The following is a 22,316-nucleotide window of genomic DNA, read 5'->3' as shown; positions in this document are numbered from 1 at the left end:
CGTGGCCGAGGCGCGCCAGGCGCTGGAGGCCGCCCTGTCGCCGTCGGCGGGCAATCGGCGCTGGACCTTCGGCCGCTCGCCCCAGGGGGCGCCGCGCCTGACGCCGGCCTGGGAGGCGGCCTCGATCGACCTGATGGAGGCGGAGGGGCGCAAGGACGAGGCGCAGGCTCTGCGCTGGACGCTGTTCGAACGCGACCTGTCGGCCGCCGTGCTACGGGCCTATCTGTCGCGCCTGCCGGACTTCGACGATGTGGAGGCGCTGGATCGCGCCCTGGCGCATGCGGCGGCCCATGCGGACTTCGAGACAGCGCTGGGGTTCCTGATGGACTGGCCCGCCCACCGAGAGGCCGCCGCATTGGTTGAACGCCGGATCAGGGAGGTCCGCTCTCCCCTGCCGTTGAAGGCCGACTGGGCGGCCCGGCTGGCGCAGAAATACCCCGACGCGGCCGAACGGCTGCTGGCCTCGGCCTGAAGCGCCGCCGGCCCTAAAGCATCGCGGGGATGACGCGGTCGGGCGGGCGATGGCCGTTCTGATAGGTCATGACATTGGCGATGACGCGGTCGCCCATGTCCTGGCGCGCCTCAAGCGTCGCCGAGCCCAGGTGGGGCAGCAGCACCACGTTCGGCTGGCCCAGCAGACCGGGGTGGATGTCCGGCTCGTTCTCGAACACGTCCAGGCCGACGCCCGAGATCGCGCGCATCGCCACCGCCTGGGACAGGGCCGCCTCGTCGATCAGTTCGCCTCGCGCGGTGTTGACCAGAATGGCGTGGGGCTGGAGCCGGGCCAACCGTTCAGCCGACAGCAGATGGTGGGTGTCCTTCGTCGCCGGGCAGTTCAGCGACACGATGTCCATGCGCGCCAGCATCTGGTCCAGATCGTCCCAATAGGTCGCGCCCAGTTCCTCCTCGATCAGGGCCGAGACGGGCTTTCTGTTGTGATAATGGACCTGAAGGCCAAACGCCTTGGCGCGCCGGGCCAGGGCCTGGCCGATCCGGCCCATGCCGACGACGCCCAGCCGCTTGCCCCACAGTTTGCGCCCGCACATCCAGGTGGGGGTCCAGCCCTCGAATCGGTTGTCGGCGATGACCTGGGCGCCCTCGACGATGCGGCGGCTGACGGCCAGGATCAGGCTCATGGCCAGGTCGGCGGTGTCCTCGGTCAGGACGCCGGGGGTGTTTGTGACGATGATTCCGCGCGCCACGGCGGCGTCGATGTCGATATGGTCCACGCCCGCGCCGAAGTTGGCGATCATCTTCAGCTGGTCGCCCGCCCCGTTGATCAGTTCGGCGTCGATGACGTCGGTGATGGTGGGCACCAGAACCTCCGCGCGCTGGACGGCGGCCTGCAGGGCGGCACGGTCCATTGGCTGATCCTTCAGGTTCAGCTGGGTGTCGAAAAGCTCGCGCATCCGCGTTTCCACCGCGTCCGGCAGGCGTCTGGTTAATACGACCTTAAGCTTGCGGGCGGACATTCTCGGCCTTGGTTTGCGGGCGGCGGTTCTTCGGGACGAAAGCCCGCGCGACGGGTCGTTCCATCCAGTGTCTAGCAAAGCCGCCGCCATCTTCCAAAGCCTGCGACGCCGCATGGTCGCGATCCTGGCCCTGATGGGTCTGGCCGTGATGGCCGGGGCGGGCGCCACCATGCCCGACGGCCGCCCCACGCCCACGGGCCTGGAGGTGCCGCGCTGGATCTCGCTGAAGTCCTCGCACGTCCGCGCGCGCCAGGGGCCGGGGCTGGATTACCCGATCCTGTGGGAATATCGCGCCGCCGGCCTGCCGGTGCAGGTGATCGCGGAGACCAGCGAATGGCGAAAGATCTGCGACCCTGACGGAGCCGTGGCCTGGATCCACCGCACGGTGTCGTCGGGCCGGCGCTATGTCTTCAACACGACGGCCGAGGAAATCCCCATCCGTTCGGGCCGATCCGAGACGGCCTCGGTGCGGGCCCGCCTGTCGCCGCGCGCCCTGATCGCCCTGGACGAATGCGAAGACGGCTGGTGCAAGGTCCGGGCGCGCCGGATGCAGGGCTGGGCGCCGCAACGCGCCGTGTTCGGAACCCAGGAACGGGCGCTGTGCAACGCCAATCGCCCCGCCGGGACGGGCCGGAGCTGATGCGCCGCTGTTGAGCGAAGCGGCGCGGTCGTGTAACCCGCGCGCAACGCCTTTAAGAAACGGAAGCGCCTTGACCCAGTCCCAATATCCTTCGTCCTTCGATCACGAGGCCCTGCTGGCCTCGGGGCGCGGCGAGCTGTTCGGTCCCGGCAACGCCCAGCTGCCCGCCCCGCCGATGCTGATGTTCGACCGCATCGTCACGATCAACGCGGACGGCGGCGACCACGGAAAGGGCTATGTCGAGGCCGAACTCGACATCAATCCCGAGCTCTGGTTCTTCCAGTGCCACTTCATCGGCGACCCCGTCATGCCCGGCTGCCTGGGCCTGGACGCCATGTGGCAACTGGTCGGCTTCTACCTGGGTTGGATCGGCGGGCCGGGCCGCGGCCGTGCGCTGGGCGTGGGCGAGGTCAAGTTCACCGGCCAGGTCACGCCGGACATCAAGAAGGTGGTCTACAAGATCCACCTGAAGCGCGTCATCAACCGCAAGCTGGTCATGGGCATCGCCGACGGCGTGCTGGAGGCCGACGGCCAGGTCATCTACACCTGCAACGACATGCGGGTCGGCCTGTTCGGCGCCAAGGATGAGGCGGCGGGCGGCTAAGGCCCCTATATGACCGCGAACTAGGCGGACGGTCTTCGGACCAGGAAGCATTCAGAAGGAACCACCATGCGTCGTGTCGTCGTCACCGGCCTGGGCATCGTCTCCTCCATCGGCCACGGCGCCGAGGAGGTCACCCAATCGCTGCGCGAAGCCCGTTCGGGCGTCGTCGCCGCGCCCGATCACGCCAAATACGGCTTCCGCAGCCAGGTCTGGGCGCCGCCCAGGATCGGCCCATGGGAAGAGCTGGTCGACCGTCGCGCCGCGCGTTTCCTGGCCAACGGCACGGCCTGGGCGCACATCGCCTTCGAAGAGGCGCTGAAGTCGTCGGGCATGACGGCGGAGGAAATCCGCGACGACCGGATCGGCCTGATCGTGGGCGAGGGCGGCCCTTCGACGCAGGTGATCCTGCAGGCGGCGGCCACGACCGTCGAAAAGGGCGCGCCCAAGCGCATCGGCCCGTTCGCGGTGCCGAAAGCCATGGCGTCCGGCCCCTCGGCGGTGCTGTCCACCTGGTTCCAGATGCGCGGCCTCAACTATTCGATCAGCTCGGCCTGCGCGACGTCGGCTCACTGCATCGGCGCCGGGGTCGAACAGATCCAGTGGGGCAAGCAGGACGTGATCTTCGCAGGCGGTTGCGAAGACATAGACTGGTCCATGTCGAACATGTTCGACGCCATGGGCGCCATGTCGTCCGACTTCAACGACAATCCGTCGGTCGCCTCCAGAGCCTATGACGCCAACCGCGACGGCTTCGTCATCGCCGGCGGCGCGGGCATCGTGGTGCTGGAAGAATACGAGCGGGCCAAGGCGCGCGGCGCGACCATCTATGCCGAGGTCACCGGCTATGGCGCCAACGCCGACGGCTATGACATGGTCGCCCCCTCGGGCGAAGGAGCGCAACGCTGCATGAAGATCGCGCTGGAGCAGGCGGGCAATCCCCGGATCGACTATCTGAACCCGCACGGCACCTCGACCCCGGTCGGCGACGCCAAGGAGATGGAGGCGGTCCGCGCCGTCTTCGGCGACCAGATGCCGATGATCTCCTCGACCAAGTCGCTGACGGGTCACTCGCTTGGCGCGGCTGGCGCGCAGGAAGCTATCTACTGCCTGTTGATGATGCAGAACGGCTTCGCCGCCGAGAGCGCCCATATCGAAAATCTCGATCCGGCGTTCGAAGGCATGCCGATCCTGCGCCAGCGGCATGACGGCGAACTGACCCACGTCATGTCCAACAGCTTCGGCTTCGGCGGCACCAACGGCACGTTGATCCTGTCGAAGGTGTGAAACTCTTCACCCGTCATCCTCGGGCTTGACCCGAGGATCGGGTGTGGGTCGGGCTGTATGCCTGGATCATACGCAATGCGGCGGGACCTCCGATCCTCGGGGCAAGCCCGAGGATGACGGACGGGGAGCCTAGGGACGGCTTTATTGCGTGTGCAGGGCCGCCCTTCTTCTCCTCACGCAAATTCTTTCGTCCAATCCCGTTTACACGACCGTTTCTCGCCCTTAGAGAGCGTCGCCGTGTCCATGCTCATGACCAAAGCGATTACCTTGAAAACCACCGGCTTCGGCGGGGCGGCTTCGGGTGCGCGCACGGTCTAGCGCCAAACTCGATCCCAAGCCCCGCCGACGCGCGGGGCGGTCGATCCGGCCGACACCCCGCGCCTCCCACCTTCCCAGGAGACGCTTCAATGACCTTTTCCCCGTCCAATCCGCCCCATGTGGGTCCCGTTCATGTGGGTATCGTCGGCGCCACCGGCCTTGTCGGCGAGATGATGCGCGGCCTGCTGGCCGAGCGGAACTTCCCGCTGGCCTCGCTGCGCCTGTTCGCCTCGGCCCGATCGGCGGGCAAGACCATCCGCTTCGGCGACGCTGACGTGGTGGTCGAGGATGCGGCGACCGCCGATTACGCAGGGCTCGACATCGTCTTCTTCTCGGCCGGCGGCGACACCTCGCGCGCCCTGGCCCCCAAGGTCGCCGCCGCCGGCGCCGTGGTCATCGACAACTCGTCCGCCTATCGCAGCGACCCTCAGGTGCCGCTGGTCGTCGCCGAGGTGAACCCCCACGCCCTGGCCGACCGCCCCAAGGGGATCATCGCCAACCCCAACTGCACAACCATGGCCGCCATGCCGGTGCTGAAGCCCCTGCATGAGGCCGCGGGTCTGAAGCGTCTGACGGTCTCGACCTATCAGGCCGTGTCGGGCGGCGGGGTCGAGGGCATCCGCGTGCTGGAGACCCAGTCGCGCGCCAGCGTCGATCAGGGCGCCGCTCTGGCCCGCGACGGCGGCGCCGTCGATTTCGGCGCGCCCGAAAAGTGGGTCGTGCCGATCGCCAACAATGTTGTGGCCCTGAACTACACCCTGTCGGAAGACGGCTACACCGACGAGGAGTTGAAGCTGCGCGATGAAAGCCGCAAGATCCTTGAAATTCCCGGCCTGCCCGTGTCCGGCACCTGCGTGCGCGTGCCGGTCTATTCGGGCCATTCCCTGTCGATCAACGCCGAGTTCGACCGTCCGATCTCGGTCGAGGCGGCGCTGGAACTGTTGGCCAATGCGCCGGGCGTGGTGGTGACGGCGGTGCCGAACCCGCTGGACGCCACCGGCAAGGACCCGGTCTTCGTCGGCCGTGTCCGCCCCGATCCGACGGTCGAGCACGGCCTGGCCCTGTTCGTCTCCAACGACAATCTGAGGAAGGGCGCCGCCCTGAACGCGGTCCAGATCGCGGAGGTGCTGGTGCGGCAGAACGGCCTCTGAACCGTCATTCCGGGGCTGAGCGCAGCGATGAACCCGGAACCCAGGACCACGCGCACGGCGCCAACTGCAGCAGGCGCAGGAGTTGTCCCCCTGGGTTCCGGGTTCGTCCTTCGGACGCCCCGGAATGACGGAAATCAGTCGTAGCGCACGCCGCTGAGATAGAGCCCCGCCGAAGGGGCGACGGGGCCGCACCGGGCGCGGTCCTTCGCCTCCAGCGCCGCCTTGACGTCGTGGGCGGTCCAGCGGCCCAGCCCGACCTCGACCAGCGTCCCGGCCATCGACCGGACCTGACGGTGCAGGAAGCTGCGGGCCTGAAACACCAGATGCACCTCTTGGCCGAAGCGGCTGACGCGGGCCACGTCCAGCGTCCTGACCGGCGATTTGGACTGGCAACCGACGTCACGGAAGGTGGTGAAGTCGTGATGGCCCACCAGCACCTGGGCCGCGTGATGCATGGCCTCGGCGTCCAGCGTCTTCTTGACGTGCCAGACGCGGTCGCGCTCCAGCACCGGCTGGGGGCGGCGGTTCAGGATGCGATACAGATACCCCCGCCCCGTCGCCGAGAACCGCGCGTGCCAATCGGTGTCTGGGGCATAATCCGCCGACAGCACGCAGACATCCTGGCGCACCAGATGGGCGTTCATGGCGTTCAGCACCGTGGCGACCGGCCAGTCGCGCTCCAGATCGGCATGGATGACCTGGGCCGTGGCGTGGACGCCGGTGTCGGTGCGCCCCGCCGCCGCGATGCGGATGCGCTCGCCCGAGAAGGCGGCGATGGCGTCCTCCAGCGCCCCCTGCACCGTCGGCTGGCCGTCCTGAGCCTGAAACCCGTTGTAGGCCGTGCCGTCGTATTCGAGGGTCAGCTTGTAGCGCGGCATCAGCCGAGCACGGTCCCGGCGGGCAGGGGAAAGCCGCGCAGCATCTCGTCCGCGCTTTGCGCCGCCTTGCCCTCGCGCTGAACGCGGATCAGGCGCACGGCGCCGGTTCCGCAGGCGATGGTCAGGGCGTCGTCCAGCAGGACGCCCGGCGCGCCTGAACCCTCCGCCACGGCCGACAGCAGGGCCTTGACCCGCACAGGTCCAGCCTCGGACGGAGCTTCGAACCAGGCGCCGGGGAAGGGCGACAGGCCGCGGATATGGGCGTCCACCTCAGTCGCCGGACGGGTCCAGTCGATGCGGGCCTCGGCGGGGGTGATCTTCTTGGCGTAGGTCGCCTCGCCGACCTGTTCCGACGGGGTGACGCCGCCGCGTTCTATGGCGGCCAGGGCGCGGGGCCACAGGGCGGCGCCGACGTGGGCCATCCGTTCGGACAGGCTGGCGGCCGTGTCGTCAGGGCGAATGTCCATCAGTTCGCTGAGCAGGATGGGGCCTTCGTCCAGCCCCTCGCCCATCTGCATGATCTGGACGCCGGTCTGGGCGTCGCCGGCCATGATGGCGCGCTGGATCGGCGCGGCGCCCCGCCAGCGCGGCAGCAGCGAGCCGTGCAGGTTCAGGCAGCCCAGACGCGGCGCCTCCAGCACGGCGGGCTTCAAAATCTGGCCGTATGCGACCACGCAGGCGGCATCCAGGTCCAGGCTCTGGAAGTCGGCGATGGCCTCGGGCGCCTTTAGGCTCTCAGGCGTGAAGACCGGCAGACCCATGGTCTCGGCGAAGGCGTGAACCGGCGAGGGCGTCAGCTTCTGGCCCCGCCCCTTGGGGCGCGGCGGCTGTGAATAGACGGCGACGATCTCGTGACCCGAGGCGATCAGCTCGGCCAGAGACGGCACGGCGAAGTCGGGAGTTCCCATGAAGGCAAGGCGCATGGGCACGCCTTTAAAGCGTTGCGGCGCTTACTGCCAGCGGGTGAAGACGCCGCCGCCCTCGTCCCATTCGCCGCCCGCGTCCAGGGCGTCGTCGAAATCGAGCAGCCGGTCCAGCAGCAGGCCCGCCACCACGCCGATCAGGGCGACGCCCGCCAGGGTGGCCACGCCGGCGACGCCGACCTTCTGGCTGCGGGTCAGACGGCGGCGGCCCTCGGTGTCGATGACCAGCGGCTGACCACGGCGAAGCGGCGGGCGGGCTTGGCGTCTCATCAGGCGGCGATCCTGTCCTTGGCGGCCTTCTTGACCTTGGTCACGGCGCGTTCCCGCTTCAGCCGCGACAGGTGGTCGATGAAGAGCACGCCGTTCAAATGGTCCATCTCGTGCTGGATGCAGACGGCGTAGAGACCCTCGGCCTCTTCCTCCACCGACTGACCGTCACGGTTCAGATAGCGAATGCGGACGCGCGCGGGGCGTTCCACCTTGTCGAAATACTCCGGGATCGACAGGCAGCCTTCCTCGTAGGTGTAGAGTTCGTCCGAGGTCCACAGGATTTCGGGATTGGCGAAGAAGCGCGGGTTCTTGCGCGCCTCGGCGTTTTCGGCGGCCTCTTCCTCCGTCTCGCAGACCACGCCGTCCTTGTCGCCCAGGTCCATGACGATGACCCGGTCCAGTGCGCCGACCTGCACGGCGGCCAGGCCGATGCCGGGCGCGTCGTACATGGTCTCCAGCATGTCGTCCATCAGGGCGCGGACGGCGTCGTCCACCGCCGCGACGGGCTTTGAAACCTGTTTCAGGATCGCCAGATCGGCGGCGTTGTCGATGGTGAGGATGCGACGGATGGCCATGCCGGGGAGGTAGGCCCGCCCCGGCGTCAGGTCAAGATTCCCGAGCGTCGCGGCCTGTCTCGGCGCCTCCGCCCTTGCCGGGCAGGAGGCGGGGTTTGCGGTGTTCGTCGATGGCGACATAGGTGAAGACGCCTTGGGTCACGCGCACCGAGGCGGCCTGGGGCTGGCCCCGGGCGCGCTTCCACGCCTCGACCTGGACGCGGATCGAGGTGCGGCCCGAGCCGATGACATGGGCGTAGATGCTGACCTCGTCGCCGACCGAGACCGGCTGGTGAAAGACCATGCCGTCCAGCGCCACGGTGGCGCACCGCCCGCAGGCCAGTTCGAACGCGGGGGTCGCCCCCGCTACGTCCATCTGCGCCAGCAGCCAGCCGCCGAAGATGTCGCCCTCGGGATTGGTGTCGGCCGGCATGGCGATGATGCGGCCGACCGGCTGGAATTCTGGCGGCTGTTCGGGAGTGTCGGACATGGAAGGCGGAACCTGATCTTGGGGGAGGCGGCGTCCTTATCGCGGCTTGCGTCGCTTGTCGCGTGCGACGGCGGGCGGCGCGGCTTCCGGGTCGGACAAGGTCGGGCGTGACGCGTCGAAGGCTCCGGAATCGCGCAGGGCCCGCCAGGCGGCGCCCAGCTCCATCGCCGTCAGCAGGTGGTCCTGCGTCAGAACTTCGCGGCGCGAGGCCCTGAGGCGGGCGATGTCGCCCAGCAGTCGAGACGCGGCGCGAAGGTCTTCGCGCTCGGATCGGGCGCCCAGATCCTGCAACCGGGCGAAGCGCCAGCCCTGTTCCGGCGGATGCGCCAGCGCCAGGGCGAACCGTTCCTGCGGCGTCAAGGTTGCGGCGACGAAGGTCCAGTCGTCGCCATCGGGTCCGCGCCGGTAATGGCCGGCCTGGGTCGGCAGGCCCGCCGCCGCATAGAGGGCCAGGGCGCCGGCCTCGATCTCGTCCAGCGCCAGGCTGAGCGGATCGGGTTCGGCCGGCGTCGCGTCGTCGGGTCGGTCGAACGGATCGACCGCATCGGCGGCGGCGGCGGCGACGGGCCGGCGTCGAAACAGGCCCGGGATCAACGACCGGCCGCCGACCATGACGTCAGCGGTTCAGCGTGCTGGTCACCGACACGTCATAGACGACGCGCGTCAGGCTTTGGACCACCTCGAAGAATTTGCGCATCTCGGCGGCGCCCGCCAGCGGGACATAGATCACGTCCTCCGGCATCACCTGCATATTGGTGGCGGCGAAGACGTTGGCGGCGTCGGCGAAGTCCAGCTGATAGACCACCGGCACGCCCCGCGGGCTGGCGGGCTGGGTGATGCCCAGGGCCTGGGCCACCTCAGGGCGTTCGAAACGGAAGATCATCACCCGGCGGGCGTTGGCGGTGTTGGTGTTCAGGCCGCCGACCTTGGACATGGCGCCGGTCAGGGTCATGGGACCGGCCGGCATATCTACCTGGGTTACGGCGTTCAGGCCGCCGAAGGTGGAGAAGCGGCGGGGCTTGTACTGGACATTGATCACGTCGCCGCGTTGCAGGCGGACGTTCTCGCCGAACTCGGTCGTCACCGCCGACAAGGGGGCGGTGTAGGTCTGGCCGCCGCGCTGGATCGAGATGGTCAGGTCGTCGGTGGTGCGGGCCGAGCCGCCGGCCGCCGCGATGACGTCCAGGATGCGGTCGCTGTTGACGCCCAGCGGCGCGCGGCCCGGCTGGCGCACGTCGCCCAGCACATTGACGGTGTTCGACGCATTGCCGGCGATTGAGACCAGCACCTGGGGATTGGCGACCTTGCCGACCAAGGCGCGCCGGATGGCCGCCGCCGCCTGGGTCGAGGTCAGGCCCTGGACCCGAACCTGACCGCCGAACGGAATGGTCACCGAGCCCGTGCGATCGACGGTGGCGCCCGGCAGGGCCTGGTTGCCGCCGGACATGGTCGCCGCGTTGCGGCCGGAGGTTGAGCCGGCCCCCAGGGTCCCTCCGAACAGCGAGCCGGATGGATCGAAGATCGAGATGGCCAGGGTGTCGCCTTCGCCGATGATGTCGGCGGGCTGGTCGCTGGAACCGGCGGCCAGGGTGCCGAAGAATTGCGGCGGCACCTGTTTCATCCGCTCGGTGACCTCATAGGTCAGCGGCACCAGGGCGTAGCTGCCCAGGGCCGAAGCGGTGGTGGCCCCGGCGTCGACCGAGGCGCCGGACGGCCCGTCGCGCGGCAGGGTGGAGCAGCCGCCCAGGATGGCGACGATGGCAAGCGGCAGGATGGTGCGCGTCATGAAGCTGGATAGCCCTTGTTCGCGGATTGATTACAAGCCTTTGGTCGCGCTCGCCAGAGGCGAAGCGCGATCAAGACCGATGGCTTCCGCCACGATGCGGAAATGTCCGGCCCAGTCGGGCGCGACGTAGGCGTTCGATGGCGCCGAAGGCGTCGCCAAGGTCGCCCGTTCGATGGCGTCCAGCCAGCCCAGGCCGTCCAGCGGGTCGATCAGTTCGGCGTCGGGCGTCAGTTCGCGGTGGGGCGGAATGTCCGAGGCGATCAACCGCAATCCCATGGCGCAGGCCTCGACCGCCGGCAGGTCGAACCCCTCCACGGAAGAGGGCGCAAGGACCGCCCGCGCGCCGCGCATCAGTCGCGCCAGGGCCGCGTCCGACAGGTTCGACGCCTGGTGGACCACGCCCTGCAGATTGGGCGAGCGTTGCAGGTGATCCAGCACGGCCTCGTTCTCCCAGCCGTAGCGGCCGACCAGAACCAGCGACGGCGTGCGGGCGCCCAGCCGTTCCTCCAGCCGCCGCCACAGGGTCAGTAGAAGGGCCAGGTTCTTGCGCGCCTCGATGGTGCCGACGTGGACGAAATAGGGGCGCGGCGCGGCGACCGCCTCTCCGGCGGCGAAGGCGGGTTCCAGACCCAGGTGGGCCACGTGGATCGGAGGCTGGGGCAGACCTTCCCGCTGGGCGAAGGCGCGCAGTTCGTCGCCCGTATAGGCCGAGTTGACGATGATGCGGCTGGCGTGGCGCAGGGTGTTGGCGACGCGGGCGTGGTGCTTGTCGCCGTCGCCCGGCCGGCAGAACTCGGGATGGGTCACCGGGATAAGATCGTGGATCAGCACGACCCGTTCGATGCCGGCGACCTCCAGATCCCTGAGTGCTGTCGGTTCCTGCAGGGTGGTGTGACCAACGGTCAGGTAAAGGTCGGCGTCGGGCAGGGGCGTGGCGTGCCTCGAGCGAAAGAACTGCTTGAACACCCGCGCCTTGTCGGCCGGCTTGTCCTGAACCGGCGCGGGCGGGGCGCCGATCACCGAGGCGGCCGGACGCGCCGACGCCGTCAGCGCCTCCAGCAGCCGCGCCTCGTGGGCGCGATCCGCGGCCGTCGAGGCTGCCCCGTTCCAGCGGCTGCGAAGATCGGCGACGAAACGGCCGAACCAAGCGGGATCGACCGGCACCAGCCGGTTCTTTCGCCCGCGTACCGGCAGAACGGTTACGCCCGGCGTCTTCAGCAGCCATTCGGCATAGGCCAGGCAGACCCGGTCCACGCCGGTCGGAGCGGAACGGTCGGCCCGGCTCATCAGCCGGCTGGCGTCATAAAGGATTCGCATGATCAGGCGACGTAACCGGCCTGCATAAGTTCGGCGATATGGACGATGGCCGTGGGCCGCCCATCCTCGACCACGAACAGGTTGGCGATCTTGTTGGCCGTCAGCAGATCGACGACGTCGCTCATCCGGGCGTCCGGCTCGACGGTGATCGGATTGGCGCCCATGATGTCGGACGCCTTCAGATTGGTGGTGTCGCGCTGGAAGGCGCGGCGCAGGTCGCCGTCGGTGACGATCCCGGCCAGGGCGCCCGCCTCGTCAAGCACCGCCACGGCGCCCTTGCGGCCCTCGGTGATGGCCGAGACGACCTCGCCAAAATCGGCGTTCAGCGCCACGCTGGCCGGCACGGCGGCGTTGTCGCCCATCCATTCGCGCACGCTCTGCAGGCTCATGCCCAGGGCCCCGCCAGGATGGTGCAGGCCGAAGTCCATCGCCGTGAACTGGCGACGATCCATCAAGACCATGGCCAGGGCGTCGCCCAGCGCCAGGGTCATCAGAGTCGAGGTGGTGGGCGCCAGGCCGTTGGGGCAGGCCTCGGCGACGCGCGGCATCGTCAGGCAGACGGCGGCGTTGCGGCCCAGGAAGCTGGTCGGCCGCTGGGTGATGGCGATCACGGGAATGTTGTTGCGCTGGCAATAGATCAGGGGATCGCGCAGTTCGCGGCTCTCGCCCGAATTGGAGATGGCCAGAAGGGTGACGTCCGGGCGCAGCATCCCCAGATCGCCGTGGCTCATCTCCGCCGGGTGGACGAAGAAGGCGTTGGTGCCGGTCGAGGCCAGGGTCGCGGCGATCTTGCCCCCGATGTGGCCCGACTTGCCCATGCCGGTGACCACGACATAGCCCGGTCGGCTCATGATCACATCGACGGCGCGCGCTAGGGAGACGTCGATGGAGCGTTCCAGCGCCTCCAGCGCCTCGATGTTCAACCGCACCACCTCTCGGGCGCGGTCAGTCATGGCGGCGATGTCCTGGGGCGCGGAAGGCGTGATCTCGGTCATTGATCCCAGCGGCCCGCAACCGGGCTCTCCTTATTGTCGAGACGAACGCCCCGCGACGGTTGCGCGAGGCGATGCGGCGTCTCCCTTTCAGACGACTTTGTCGGTTTCGGGTCAACCTTTGCCGGGCTGGCGCGTTGTCGTCGCTGGGGAAGTTGAACAAGAGCCTTACGATCCATGCCGTCTCACGCCGGAGCCGCCGAACTGTTGCTTGCGCGCCCGCCTGTCGTCGCCGACGGGATTTCACTGTTTCTGGACATGGACGGGGTGCTGGCGCCGATGGCGCCGACCCCCGACGCCGTGGGACCCGTCGCGCGCCGCACGGCGGCGCTGAGGGCGGTGGATGCGCGTCTGGCGGGGCGCGTCGCTATCGTCAGCGGCCGCACCCTCGCAGAGATCGACCGGATTTCCGACAACGCCCTTGTGTCCGGCTCCGGCGTGCATGGTCTGGAGCGGCGTCTCAAGGACGGGTCGATCGAGCGCCGCCCCGCCGACGCGGGCGTGGCCCGCGCGCTTGCCGCCTTCAAGACCTTCGCCGCCGACCGGCCCGGCGTGATCGTCGAGGACAAGGGCGTCTCGGCCGGTCTGCATTACCGTATGGCCCCCGACGCGGCCGGGGCCGCCACCACGCTGGCGGGGGATCTGGCGGATGAGACCGGCCTGACCTGTCAGCCCGGCCATATGGTGTTGGAGCTGAAGACGCCCGGCGCCGACAAGGGCACCGCCGTCGCCGCCTTCATGCGCGAGGCGCCGTTCAAGGGCGGCGTGCCCGTCATGCTGGGCGACGACCTGACCGACGAATACGGGTTTCAGGCCGCCGCAGCCCTGGGCGGTTACGGCGTCCTGGTCGGCCCCGAACGAGAAACGGCGGCGCGATACCGCCTGAACGACGTGGACGATGTCCTGACCTGGCTCGAAGCCGTTGCAAAGGCCTGAACCGATGACGCCCAATCTGGACCTCTTTCCCATCGGCAACTGCGCGGTCAGCGCCCTGATCGACCGTCAGGGACGGTTCGTCTGGGCCTGTGCGCCGCGCGTTGACGGCGATCCCGTCTTCTCGGCCCTGATGGACGGATCGAGCCCCGATCACGGTTTCTGGTCGGTCGAGATGGACGGCATGACGTCGATCGAACAGGGCTATGTCCGCAACACGCCGGTCCTGCGCACGGTGATGACGGGCGAGGACGGGGCGTCGTGCGAGATCATCGACTTCGCCCCTCGCCACCCGAAACATTCGCGCACCTATCGGCCGCTGGCGTTCGCGCGCATCGTGCGGCCGCTGTCGGGTACGCCGCGCATTCGCGTGCGCCTGCGGCCCTCGACCGACTGGGGCGCGCGGCCGGCGCCGCATACGTCCGGGTCCAACCACATCCGCTATCAATGCGCCGAGGTGACGTTCCGCCTGACCACCGACTGCCCGGTGTCGCATATTCTGGAGGAGCGGGTTTTCCGGCTGGAACGCGCCCACGCCTTCTTCCTGGGGCCGGACGAGGGCTATGATCAGGACGTGGGCCACGGGGTCCAGGCGGCGCTGGATCGCACGGTCGCCTATTGGCAGGACTGGGTGCGCAAACTCTATCTGCCGCTGGATTATCAGCAGGCGGTGATCCGGGCGGCGATCACCCTGAAACTGTGCGCCTACGAGGAGACGGGGGCCATCGTGGCGGCCATGACGACCTCGGTGCCCGAGTTCAAGGAGAGCGGGCGCAACTGGGATTACCGCTACTGCTGGATACGCGACGCCTATTATACGGTGCGGGCGCTGAACCGGCTGGGCGCGGTGGACATCCTGGAGAACTATCTCGTCTATCTGCGGAATCTGGTCGATGATTCCGCCGGCGGCCACGTCCAGCCCGTCTATGGCGTGGGGCTGGAGCCGGGCATCGGCGAGAGCATCGTCGAGACGGTCCAGGGCTATCGCGGCATGAAGCCGGTGCGGATCGGAAATCAGGCGCACGAGCATCTGCAACATGACGTGTACGGACAGATCGTCCTGCCGCTGGTTCAGGCCTTCTACGACCAGCGCCTGCTGCGCCCTGGCACCATCGAGGATTTCCATGCGCTGGAGAAGGTCGGCGAGCGGGCCTTCGCCATGCACGACCAGACCGACGCCGGCCTGTGGGAGTTCCGCACCATCGCGCGGGTCCACACCTATTCCTCGGTCATGTGCTGGGCCGCGTGCGACCGTCTGGCCAAGGCGGCGGACCATCTGAACCTGCCGGATCGGGCCGAGGTGTGGCGGGAACGCGCGCGTCTCATCCGCGAACGGATCGAGGCCGAGGCCTATCTGCCCGACGAGGGCCGGTTCGCCGCCAGCTATGGCGGGCGAGAGCTGGACGCCTCCCTGTTGCAGATGACCGACCTGGGCTTCCTGGAGGCGCACGATCCGCGCCAGGTGGCCACCTTCGACGCCATCGAACGCGACCTGAAGAAGGGCAGCCACCTGTTCCGCTACGTCGAGCCGGACGACTTCGGCGAGCCGGAGACGGCCTTCAACTTCTGCACCTTCTGGTTCATCGAAGCCCTGCACCAGAACGGCCGGATCGAGGAGGCGCGCGCCATCTTCGAGGAGATGCTGAACCGCCGCACCGCCGCCGGCCTGCTCAGCGAGGACATCTCCATCGAGGACGGCGAACTGTGGGGCAATTATCCGCAGACCTATTCGCTGGTCGGCATCATCAATTGTGCCGTGTTGTTGAGCCGATCCTGGACCGACGTGCGTTGATCTGTCTGGTCCCGGGGCTGGGGCCGCCGAACGAAGTGAAATCATGAGCCGACTTATCGTCGTATCCAATCGGGTGTCTGCCCCGACGGACCCTGCCGCAGGGTCCGCCGGAGGCCTGGCCATGGCCCTGTCCGCCGCCCTGCGCAAATACGACGGCCTGTGGTTCGGCTGGTCCGGCGAGACGGTCGAGAACTGGACCGGCGAGGTCAAGATCGAAGATCGCGCTGGTGTGACCGTGGGTCTGGTCGATCTGGAGGCCCAGGACGTCGACGAATATTACAACGGCTACGCCAACAAGACCCTGTGGCCGCTGTTCCACCACCGCATCGACCTGGCCCAATACGAGCGGTCGTATGGCGAGGGCTATGAGCGGGTGAATCGCCGCTTCGCCGAGGTGCTGGCGCCGCTGATCCAGCCGGACGACGTCATCTGGGTCCACGACTATCACATGATCCCGATGGCGCGGGACCTGCGCCGTCTGGGCATCCGAAACCGGATCGGCTTCTTCCTGCATACCCCCTGGCCGGCGCGTCAGCTGCTGGTGACCCTGCCGCACCATCGGCGGCTGGTGGAATCGATGTTCGACTTCGACCTGATCGGTTTCCACACCCGGGAATGGAGCGACCTGTTCACCGACTATGTGGTGTCGGAGGCGCAAGGCGACTTGTTCGGCCACGGCGGGCTGGAGTGTTTCGGGCGGCGCGTCCAGACCGGCGTCTTCCCCATCGGCATCGACGTGGACGGTTTCCTGGCGGCGCGAAACTCGACCCTGGGCGCGCGCACCTACGACCGGATGGCGGCCTCGGCGGCGTTCCGGTCCATGATCGTGGGGGTGGACCGGCTGGACTATTCCAAGGGGTTGGAGGAGCGGCTGCTGGGCTATGAGCAGTTCCTGCACGACAACGCCTCGATGCGGGGCGAGGTCTTCCTGCTGCAGGTTACGCCCATCTCGCGCGACGACGTGGACAGCTATCAGGACATCCGCTCGCGTCTGGACGCCCTGGCCGGGCGGATCAACGGCGCCTTCGCCGACATGGACTGGCAGCCGATCCGCTATCTGAACCGCACCTATCGCCGCGATCAGCTGGCCGGCATCTATCGGGCGGCGCGGGTGGGGCTGGTGACGCCGTTGCGCGACGGCATGAATCTGGTGGCCAAGGAATATGTGGCGGCGCAGAACCCGGACGATCCGGGCGTGCTGATCCTGTCGCGTTTCGCCGGGGCGGCAGAACAGATGGGCGAGGCCCTGCTGGTCAATCCCTATAGCCGCGAGGAACTGTCGGACGCGATCCAGAAGGCCCTGACCATGCCCAAGGCCGAGCGGATCCGCAAATGGCAGGCGTTGATGGAGGTGGTGCGCGCCACCGACGTCGGCATCTGGCGCGACGATTTCGTGCGGGCGCTGAACTCGGACGAGGCGACATCCCAGTCGACCCAGTGGGCTGGGGCGGCGTGACGATCAGCGGATGTCGAAGGCCAGCATCAGTGTGCGCTGGGCCGGGCTGAAGTTGTCGTCCGACAGGATGTAGAGCCGTGTCGCCCCATTGCGGCGCTCGGCGGCGATCCCCTCGAAATTGTCGGTGGTGCCGGGCAGTTTCAGCTCGATCAGCACCGGGCCCAGCGCCCCGTCCGCCGCCATGTGGCGTACATGGGCGCGGGCATCGATCGGGGCGCGATAGCGGCGCTGAACCACGAACCAGCCGTCGCCCGACGGATCGCGGTCGATGCCGGTGATGCGGTATTCGCTGTCGGGGATGGGCACGGTCGGCGGCGGGGTGACCACGGCGCAGCGGGCGGGCGTGCAGTCCCAGACCCCGCCGGCCTCGCCGCCCACGCGCCAGCCGTTCGGCCCGGCCGCCAGCCCCTCCATCCCGTCGTTTTCGGTGAAGGGGAAGTCGGGTGCGCGCATCGGTGTCGGCCGGTCGGTCAGGGCGTTCAGCGGCCCATAGTTCCAGATGCGGTGGCGCCGTTCGAAACTGACCAGCAGATCGCCGGACGTCGTCAGGGCCAGGCCCTCGGCGTCGCCGTCCTGCTTGTCGGAGATCGGCCGGCCGTCCGCCAGCGTCAGCCTGCGGGTGCGAAAACGATCCAGGCCGACCAGCCGGCCATGCGCGTCCAGCCGGATGTCGGCGCGCACCAGGTCGCCTACGTCCGAAACAGTGACGAAGCCGCCGTCGCCGGTCAGCTTCAGGTCCGACAGGCTGTGCAGGGGCGACATCGGCGCCGCGAGGATGTTCAGCCCGCCCGCGAAATGCACGCCCGGCGCCAGTGTCGCCCCGCCAGGCAGGCCCAGGCCCACGCTGCGCAGTTCCGCCACCGCCGGGGTCCAGCCGTCCTCAGACAACGGATAGGGGCGGGGCGCACCCAGCGACGCGGCGCAGGCCGTCAGGGACAGGGCGGCCCACAGGACCGCCAGACGGCGAAACCGGCTCATGCCGCGACTTTGCGCCGGGACCGGCGCGCGGGGGCCGCCGCCCCTTCGTTCTCGAACAGTTCGGCCAGCTTCTCGGTCATGGCGCCGGCCAGCTGCTCCACATCCACGATGGTCAGGGCGCGACGGTACCAGCGGGTCACGTCATGGCCGATGCCGATGGCCAGCAGTTCGACCGGCGACCGATCCTCGATCTCGGCGATCACCTGACGCAGATGCTTGTCCAGATACAGCGCCGCATTGGCCGATTGGGTCGAATCGTCGACCGGCGACCCGTCGGAGATGACCATCAGGATGCGCCGCTGCTCGGTGCGCGCCAACAGGCGGCCGTGCGCCCACTGCAGGGCCTCGCCGTCGATATTCTCCTTCAGCAGGCCCTCGCGCATCATCAGGCCCAGGTTCTTCTTGGCCCGGCGCCAGGGCGCGTCGGCGGCCTTGTAGATGATGTGGCGCAGGTCGTTCAGGCGGCCGGGATTTTGCGGTTTGCCGGCGGTGATCCAGGCCTCGCGGCTCTGGCCGCCCTTCCAGGCGCGGGTGGTGAAGCCCAGGATTTCGACCTTGACCCCGCACCGCTCCAGGGTCCGCGCCAGGATGTCGGCGCAGACCGCCGCCACCATGATCGGCCGCCCGCGCATGGAGCCGGAGTTGTCCAGTAACAGGGTCACCACCGTATCGCGGAACGGGCTTTCGCTCTCGGCCTTGAATGACAGGGGGGCGGTGACGTCGGTGACGATACGCGTCAGGCGCGCGGTGTCCAGCATCCCCTCTTCCAGATCGAACACCCAGGAACGGTTCTGTTGCGCCAGCAGCCGGCGTTGCAGCTTGTTGGCCAGCCGCGACACCACGCTGGACAGGATGGCCAGTTGTCCGTCCAGCAGGGCGCGCAGCCGGTCCAACTCGACCGGGTCGCACAGGTCGGCGGCGTCGATCACCTCGTCGAAGGCGGTGGTGAAGACGCGGTAGAAATCGACCGCGCGGCCGTCGTCGGCCGTCTGCTGACGATTGGGCTGCTGGCCCTCCTGAAGCTCGGGGCCGTCGTCGGCGCCTTCGCCTTGCGGGTCGGCGGAGGCGCCGTCCGGGCGGCTTTCACGCTCTTCGTCCGAGGACTGATCGTCGGCGTCGCCCTCCATCGACTGTGAGCCTTCGCCGCCGTCCTCTTCCTCCTCCTGGTCCTGATCCTCGTCGGAGGCGGGGTCCTGGGGATCCGGCTCCTCGTCGCCAGGGGGCTCCGAAGCGTCCTCGCCGCGACCGTCGCCCGGGTCCAGGTCCAGGGCGCGCAGCACCTCGTGCATCTTGCGCGCGAAGGCTTCCTGATCGCCGGCGGTCCCGGCCAGGGCGTCCAGTCGCGCACCGGCCTTGGCCTCGATATTGGCGCGCACCAGATCCAGCATGGCCCTGGCCCCGTCCGGCGCGGGCCGGCCGGTCAGCCGTTCGCGCACCAGAAGGGCCACGGCCTCGGACACCGGCACGCGCTCGGCCTCGCTGATGCGCAGGGCGCCGCTCTTTTCCAGCCGCGTCACCAGGGCGGCCCCCAGATTGTCGCGCACCCCGGCCAGATGTTCCGATCCGAACGCCTCGACCCGCGCCTGTTCGACCGCGTCGAACACCTCGGCCGCCTTGGCGTCGGCGGGCCGCATCCGGCCGTCCAGCGCCGGGTCGTGGTTGGCCAGCCGCAGGGCCAGTCGGTCGGCCTGACCGCGCAGGGCCGCGCTCTCCGGCCCGGACGGATCGCGCGGCGGATGGGGCAGGGTCAGGACGCCGTTCGACAGGCGCGGCCCGTCCGATCCGAAGGCCACCTCCAGCTCCGGCTGCTCGGCCAGGGCCCGCGCGGCGTGGCCCAGCGCGCGCTTGAAGGTTTCGGCGGGGGTGTCCTGGGCGGCCATGCCCTTCAGTTAGTCGGTTCGCGCCTGCGATAAAAGCGTCGTCAGGCCGGTTTTCGCATCGGCAGCCGCCGCCCATAGGTCAGACAGCGCCACGCCCATTCGGCCGGCCCCATGGCGAAGCGCGACAGCCACAGCGGCGACCAGATCAGTTGCAGCACCCACACTCCGATCACCACGGCCCACAGCATCGGCCGATCCACCTGGCCCATCAGCCCCAGACCCCGACCGCCCCAGAACAGGCTGGTCATGAGGATCGACTGTGCCAGATAGTTGCTCAGCGCCATCCGCCCCGCCGCCGCCAGCGGCCTCAGCGCGCCGGCGCTGCCCGCCTTCCACAGCAGGATCAGGATCGAGGCGTAGCCCAGGCCGATCAGCGGATTGAGCAGCCCCTCGATCCCGGCCGTCCACATGATCCGGGCATGGGCCATGTCGTCGAGCCAGGTCAGGCCGGCGACGACCGCCAGCGCCACGGCGCCCGCCGCCACGACGCCGCGATACAGGCTCACGGACAAGGCCCCGCTCAGAAACCCGGTCTTGAACAGGCCCAGGCCGATCATCATCAGCCCGACGGTCGGGAAGACGAAGACCATCAGGCTGGACAGCTGCAGCTCCACCCAGGCGCTGAAATTCTGGCGATAGGCGCCGGCCAGCGACCCGGCCGCCTCGGCGATGTCGGCCCGCACCTGGCCGATCTGGGCGGCGGTGGGGGTCAGTTCGGCGACGACGCGCGCCTGCACGTCGGCAGGCGCGAAATACAGGCTCAGGGGCCCCACGATCTGGACCAGCGAAAACAGCCCGAACAACACCAGCCCGACCCGAAACAGCATGACCGGCCGCCACGACCGCGCCAGCATCACGAACAGGCCGGACCAGGCGTAGAGCAGCAGCACATCGCCCCACCAGATCGCCAGGCCGTGGATCAGGGCGATGACCGCCAGCCAGGCCAGCCGACGCCGGACCCGCCGGCCGCGCTGAACATCCGCCCGCTCTCCTCCGACCAGGAACAACGAGGCCCCGAACAGCATCGAGAACAGGGAGATGAACTTCTGATGGAACAGGGCGTCCACGACCCACTGGGCCGCCGCCGACGCCCCCGTGTCGGGAAAGGGCCACAGCGCCGGACTGCCATAGGCCGACAGGGTGGCGGCGAACCCGCCCGCATTGACGGCCAATATGCCCAGAACCGCCAGGCCGCGCACCAGGTCCAGGGTGGCGATGCGCTCGACGGCGGGCGCCGGGGGCGTGTCTGACTGCAGCATCCTGAAGGCCCCCGGATCCTTGTTGGGGCCAGAGTTCCGCATCCGGGGCGTCGGCGTCAATCCCCGACGCGCGCCCTTAATCCTTGGGCATCAGGCCCAGGCGATCCTTGACCGCCGGCTTGGCCTCGAAGGCGATGAAGGCGGCGCACAGGCCGGCCCAAAGGGCGTAGCTGACGCCCACCACCATGGCGATAGGCAGGCCGCCGACGCCGAAGATCAGCAGCGTCGTCTCCGTGGCGCCCAGGGCCTGCATGACATCGGCGGCCCCGAACCAGCCGATCACGCTCATGCCCAGGGCGACGACGATCTGCAACAAGGCCGCCATCAGGCCGCCGTAAAGCATGAAGCGCCAGACCACGCCCAGCCGCGTGCCCGGCCGGCCCTCCCGCCGACGTTCGCTCAGAACGCGATGGAGCGCCAGCGGAACCGCGATCAGTCCGATCACCAGCGCCACCAGACGCCAGTCCATATCGCGCCCCGGCATGACCGCATGGGGTCGCCAGATCGGCAGCGTCAGCCAAAGCGGCGGCCAGGCCGCCCCCGCCAGACAGGCCAGGACGGGATACAGCGGCGCCGGGCGCGCCGCGATGGTCGCCTGACCGGGCAGGTCGGAATAGGTCTCGAACCGGCTCATCGCGTCGGCGCCGGCGTGGGGCCGGAATAGTCGTAGAAGCCGCGCCCGCTCTTGCGGCCCAGCCACCCGGCCTCGACATATTTCACCAGCAGCGGGCAGGGGCGGTATTTGCTGTCGGCCAGGCCATCGTACAGCACGTTCATGATGGCCAGCACCACGTCCAGCCCCATGAAGTCCGCCAGCTCCAGCGGCCCCATCGGATGGTTGGCCCCCAGGCGCAGCGCCTTGTCGATGGAGGCGACGTTGCCGACCCCTTCGTACAGGGCGAAGATCGCCTCGTTCATCATCGGCACCAGGATGCGGTTGACGATGAAGGCCGGGAAATCCTCGGCGTCCGTGGTGGTCTTGCCCAGGCTTTCGGCGAAGGCGACGGCCGCCGAATGGGTCTCGGCCGAGGTGGCGATGCCGCGCACGATCTCGACCAGTTTCATGATCGGCGCCGGCTTCATGAAATGCAGGCCCACGAACCGGTCCGGCCGATCCGTCGCCGACGCCAAGCGGGTGATCGAAATGGACGAGGTGTTGGATGCGATCAGCGTCTGCGGCCCCAGATGCGGCACGACCTCGGCATAGACGGCCTTCTTGACGGCCTCGTCCTCCAGCGTGGCCTCGATCACCAGATCGGCGCCCGCGACGGCTTCAGCGATCCCGGCCGCCGCCCTGACCAGCCAGACGATCAAGGACTACATCAGCCGGACCTATGGA

At 68.8% G+C, this 22,316-nt stretch carries 22 protein-coding genes and 1 pseudogene; 8 read left to right on the top strand and 15 right to left on the bottom strand.

Features of this window, described 5'->3' with window-relative positions:
• Nucleotides 1-472: DUF6880 family protein (locus RTU05_RS10200; protein WP_409411614.1), on the top strand; the 472-nt coding region annotated here is incomplete at its 5' end.
• A 13-nt stretch (nt 473-485) separates the two neighbouring features.
• On the opposite strand, the gene RTU05_RS10195 is transcribed toward RTU05_RS10200, so the two are convergent.
• Entirely contained in the window at nt 486-1,472 is a 987-nt protein-coding gene (locus RTU05_RS10195; protein WP_312597954.1) for a D-glycerate dehydrogenase, read from the bottom strand.
• A 112-nt stretch (nt 1,473-1,584) separates the two neighbouring features.
• Between RTU05_RS10195 and RTU05_RS10190 the strand changes: the two genes are divergently transcribed.
• The 4 genes from RTU05_RS10190 (at nt 1,585) to RTU05_RS10175 (ending at nt 5,469) form a co-directional block, all read left to right on the top strand.
• A complete protein-coding gene (locus RTU05_RS10190; RefSeq protein ID WP_312597952.1) occupies nt 1,585-2,112 on the top strand; it encodes an SH3 domain-containing protein in 528 nt (175 codons plus the stop codon).
• A gap of 70 nt (nt 2,113-2,182) precedes the next feature.
• Nucleotides 2,183-2,716: a 3-hydroxyacyl-[acyl-carrier-protein] dehydratase FabA gene (fabA, locus tag RTU05_RS10185; protein WP_292019579.1), complete on the top strand. Its 534-nt coding sequence runs from the start codon at nt 2,183-2,185 to the stop codon at nt 2,714-2,716.
• A gap of 66 nt (nt 2,717-2,782) precedes the next feature.
• Nucleotides 2,783-4,000 (top strand): beta-ketoacyl-ACP synthase I, encoded by a 1,218-nt coding sequence (fabB, locus tag RTU05_RS10180; RefSeq protein ID WP_312597951.1) that lies wholly within the window; start codon nt 2,783-2,785, stop codon nt 3,998-4,000.
• A gap of 407 nt (nt 4,001-4,407) precedes the next feature.
• Nucleotides 4,408-5,469 carry an aspartate-semialdehyde dehydrogenase gene (locus RTU05_RS10175; RefSeq protein WP_312597949.1) on the top strand — a complete coding sequence of 354 codons (1,062 nt, stop codon included), beginning with the start codon at nt 4,408-4,410 and terminating at the stop codon, nt 5,467-5,469.
• Between the two features lie 134 nt (nt 5,470-5,603).
• On the opposite strand, the gene truA is transcribed toward RTU05_RS10175, so the two are convergent.
• Genes truA through RTU05_RS10130 form a run of 9 tightly spaced genes read right to left on the bottom strand, consistent with a single transcriptional unit; the run spans nt 5,604 to nt 12,640 of the window.
• Nucleotides 5,604-6,347 carry a tRNA pseudouridine(38-40) synthase TruA gene (gene truA, locus RTU05_RS10170; RefSeq protein ID WP_312597947.1) on the bottom strand — a complete coding sequence of 248 codons (744 nt, stop codon included), beginning with the start codon at nt 6,345-6,347 and terminating at the stop codon, nt 5,604-5,606.
• A complete protein-coding gene (gene fmt, locus RTU05_RS10165; protein WP_312597945.1) occupies nt 6,347-7,270 on the bottom strand; it encodes a methionyl-tRNA formyltransferase in 924 nt (307 codons plus the stop codon). The genes truA and fmt overlap by 1 nt, the downstream gene beginning before the upstream one ends.
• A 27-nt stretch (nt 7,271-7,297) precedes the next feature.
• Complete coding sequence (locus RTU05_RS10160) at nt 7,298-7,540, bottom strand: hypothetical protein (RefSeq protein ID WP_312597944.1); 243 nt, start codon at nt 7,538-7,540, stop codon at nt 7,298-7,300.
• Nucleotides 7,540-8,115 (bottom strand): peptide deformylase, encoded by a 576-nt coding sequence (gene def, locus RTU05_RS10155; RefSeq protein ID WP_312597942.1) that lies wholly within the window; start codon nt 8,113-8,115, stop codon nt 7,540-7,542. The genes RTU05_RS10160 and def overlap by 1 nt, the downstream gene beginning before the upstream one ends.
• Before the next feature lie 31 nt (nt 8,116-8,146).
• Entirely contained in the window at nt 8,147-8,584 is a 438-nt protein-coding gene (locus tag RTU05_RS10150) for an acyl-CoA thioesterase (RefSeq protein WP_312597940.1), read from the bottom strand.
• Between the two features lie 36 nt (nt 8,585-8,620).
• Complete coding sequence (locus RTU05_RS10145) at nt 8,621-9,196, bottom strand: hypothetical protein (RefSeq protein ID WP_312597938.1); 576 nt, start codon at nt 9,194-9,196, stop codon at nt 8,621-8,623.
• Nucleotides 9,197-9,200: 4 nt separating this feature from the next.
• Entirely contained in the window at nt 9,201-10,370 is a 1,170-nt protein-coding gene (locus RTU05_RS10140; RefSeq protein WP_312597936.1) for a polysaccharide biosynthesis/export family protein, read from the bottom strand.
• A gap of 30 nt (nt 10,371-10,400) precedes the next feature.
• Entirely contained in the window at nt 10,401-11,687 is a 1,287-nt protein-coding gene (locus RTU05_RS10135; RefSeq protein WP_312597935.1) for a glycosyltransferase family 1 protein, read from the bottom strand.
• A 2-nt stretch (nt 11,688-11,689) separates the two neighbouring features.
• A complete protein-coding gene (locus RTU05_RS10130) occupies nt 11,690-12,640 on the bottom strand; it encodes a KpsF/GutQ family sugar-phosphate isomerase (RefSeq protein ID WP_312597933.1) in 951 nt (316 codons plus the stop codon).
• A 216-nt stretch (nt 12,641-12,856) separates the two neighbouring features.
• Between RTU05_RS10130 and otsB the strand changes: the two genes are divergently transcribed.
• From otsB to RTU05_RS10115, 3 genes are read left to right on the top strand one after another with little or no spacing between them, the layout of a single operon-like run.
• Nucleotides 12,857-13,615, top strand: coding sequence for a trehalose-phosphatase (gene otsB / locus RTU05_RS10125; RefSeq protein ID WP_312597931.1), 759 nt, complete (start codon nt 12,857-12,859; stop codon nt 13,613-13,615).
• Between the two features lie 4 nt (nt 13,616-13,619).
• Nucleotides 13,620-15,404 carry a glycoside hydrolase family 15 protein gene (locus tag RTU05_RS10120; protein WP_312597929.1) on the top strand — a complete coding sequence of 595 codons (1,785 nt, stop codon included), beginning with the start codon at nt 13,620-13,622 and terminating at the stop codon, nt 15,402-15,404.
• A 43-nt stretch (nt 15,405-15,447) separates the two neighbouring features.
• A complete protein-coding gene (locus RTU05_RS10115) occupies nt 15,448-16,860 on the top strand; it encodes a trehalose-6-phosphate synthase (protein WP_312597928.1) in 1,413 nt (470 codons plus the stop codon).
• Between the two features lie 3 nt (nt 16,861-16,863).
• Here the strand turns inward: RTU05_RS10115 and RTU05_RS10110 are convergent, their stop codons facing one another.
• The 5 genes and pseudogenes from RTU05_RS10110 to RTU05_RS10090 form a co-directional block, all read right to left on the bottom strand.
• Nucleotides 16,864-17,838, bottom strand: a complete 975-nt coding sequence (locus RTU05_RS10110) for an esterase-like activity of phytase family protein (RefSeq protein WP_312597926.1) — start codon at nt 17,836-17,838, stop codon at nt 16,864-16,866.
• Complete coding sequence (gene cobT, locus RTU05_RS10105) at nt 17,835-19,718, bottom strand: cobaltochelatase subunit CobT (protein WP_312597924.1); 1,884 nt, start codon at nt 19,716-19,718, stop codon at nt 17,835-17,837. The genes RTU05_RS10110 and cobT overlap by 4 nt, the downstream gene beginning before the upstream one ends.
• A 41-nt stretch (nt 19,719-19,759) precedes the next feature.
• Entirely contained in the window at nt 19,760-20,977 is a 1,218-nt protein-coding gene (locus RTU05_RS10100) for a DUF418 domain-containing protein (RefSeq protein ID WP_312597922.1), read from the bottom strand.
• A gap of 76 nt (nt 20,978-21,053) precedes the next feature.
• The gene (locus RTU05_RS10095; protein ID WP_312597920.1) at nt 21,054-21,611 is read right to left on the bottom strand and encodes a phthalate transporter; all 558 of its coding nucleotides are present in this window, start codon (nt 21,609-21,611) and stop codon (nt 21,054-21,056) included.
• Nucleotides 21,608-22,264: pseudogene (locus RTU05_RS10090) on the bottom strand (3-hydroxyacyl-CoA dehydrogenase NAD-binding domain-containing protein); the annotation flags it as partial. The pseudogene RTU05_RS10090 and the gene RTU05_RS10095, both read right to left, overlap by 4 nt.
• Nucleotides 22,265-22,316: the final 52 nt, after the last annotated feature.

Source organism: Brevundimonas sp., assembly GCF_032017145.1.
GTDB lineage: Bacteria > Pseudomonadota > Alphaproteobacteria > Caulobacterales > Caulobacteraceae > Brevundimonas.
Note: the sequence above shows the minus strand (reverse complement) of the source record. Positions and strands in the feature narration are given on the sequence as shown.

Bases quoted from the DNA above. Each gene is read 5' to 3' on its own strand.
- RTU05_RS10100 (WP_312597922.1), bottom strand. From the start codon at position 20,977: ATGCTGCAGTCAGACACGCCCCCGGCGCCCGCCGTCGAGCGCATCGCC.
- RTU05_RS10130 (WP_312597933.1), bottom strand. From the start codon at position 12,640: ATGACTGACCGCGCCCGAGAGGTGGTGCGGTTGAACATCGAGGCGCTG.
- RTU05_RS10115 (WP_312597928.1), top strand. From the start codon at position 15,448: ATGAGCCGACTTATCGTCGTATCCAATCGGGTGTCTGCCCCGACGGAC.
- RTU05_RS10195 (WP_312597954.1), bottom strand. From the start codon at position 1,472: ATGTCCGCCCGCAAGCTTAAGGTCGTATTAACCAGACGCCTGCCGGAC.
- RTU05_RS10095 (WP_312597920.1), bottom strand. From the start codon at position 21,611: ATGAGCCGGTTCGAGACCTATTCCGACCTGCCCGGTCAGGCGACCATC.
- RTU05_RS10190 (WP_312597952.1), top strand. From the start codon at position 1,585: ATGGTCGCGATCCTGGCCCTGATGGGTCTGGCCGTGATGGCCGGGGCG.
- fabB (WP_312597951.1), top strand. From the start codon at position 2,783: ATGCGTCGTGTCGTCGTCACCGGCCTGGGCATCGTCTCCTCCATCGGC.
- truA (WP_312597947.1), bottom strand. From the start codon at position 6,347: ATGCCGCGCTACAAGCTGACCCTCGAATACGACGGCACGGCCTACAAC.
- RTU05_RS10145 (WP_312597938.1), bottom strand. From the start codon at position 9,196: ATGGTCGGCGGCCGGTCGTTGATCCCGGGCCTGTTTCGACGCCGGCCC.
- RTU05_RS10160 (WP_312597944.1), bottom strand. From the start codon at position 7,540: ATGAGACGCCAAGCCCGCCCGCCGCTTCGCCGTGGTCAGCCGCTGGTC.
- RTU05_RS10110 (WP_312597926.1), bottom strand. From the start codon at position 17,838: ATGAGCCGGTTTCGCCGTCTGGCGGTCCTGTGGGCCGCCCTGTCCCTG.
- RTU05_RS10175 (WP_312597949.1), top strand. From the start codon at position 4,408: ATGACCTTTTCCCCGTCCAATCCGCCCCATGTGGGTCCCGTTCATGTG.
- RTU05_RS10135 (WP_312597935.1), bottom strand. From the start codon at position 11,687: ATGCGAATCCTTTATGACGCCAGCCGGCTGATGAGCCGGGCCGACCGT.
- fmt (WP_312597945.1), bottom strand. From the start codon at position 7,270: ATGCGCCTTGCCTTCATGGGAACTCCCGACTTCGCCGTGCCGTCTCTG.
- otsB (WP_312597931.1), top strand. From the start codon at position 12,857: ATGCCGTCTCACGCCGGAGCCGCCGAACTGTTGCTTGCGCGCCCGCCT.
- RTU05_RS10120 (WP_312597929.1), top strand. From the start codon at position 13,620: ATGACGCCCAATCTGGACCTCTTTCCCATCGGCAACTGCGCGGTCAGC.
- RTU05_RS10150 (WP_312597940.1), bottom strand. From the start codon at position 8,584: ATGTCCGACACTCCCGAACAGCCGCCAGAATTCCAGCCGGTCGGCCGC.
- def (WP_312597942.1), bottom strand. From the start codon at position 8,115: ATGGCCATCCGTCGCATCCTCACCATCGACAACGCCGCCGATCTGGCG.
- cobT (WP_312597924.1), bottom strand. From the start codon at position 19,718: ATGGCCGCCCAGGACACCCCCGCCGAAACCTTCAAGCGCGCGCTGGGC.
- RTU05_RS10140 (WP_312597936.1), bottom strand. From the start codon at position 10,370: ATGACGCGCACCATCCTGCCGCTTGCCATCGTCGCCATCCTGGGCGGC.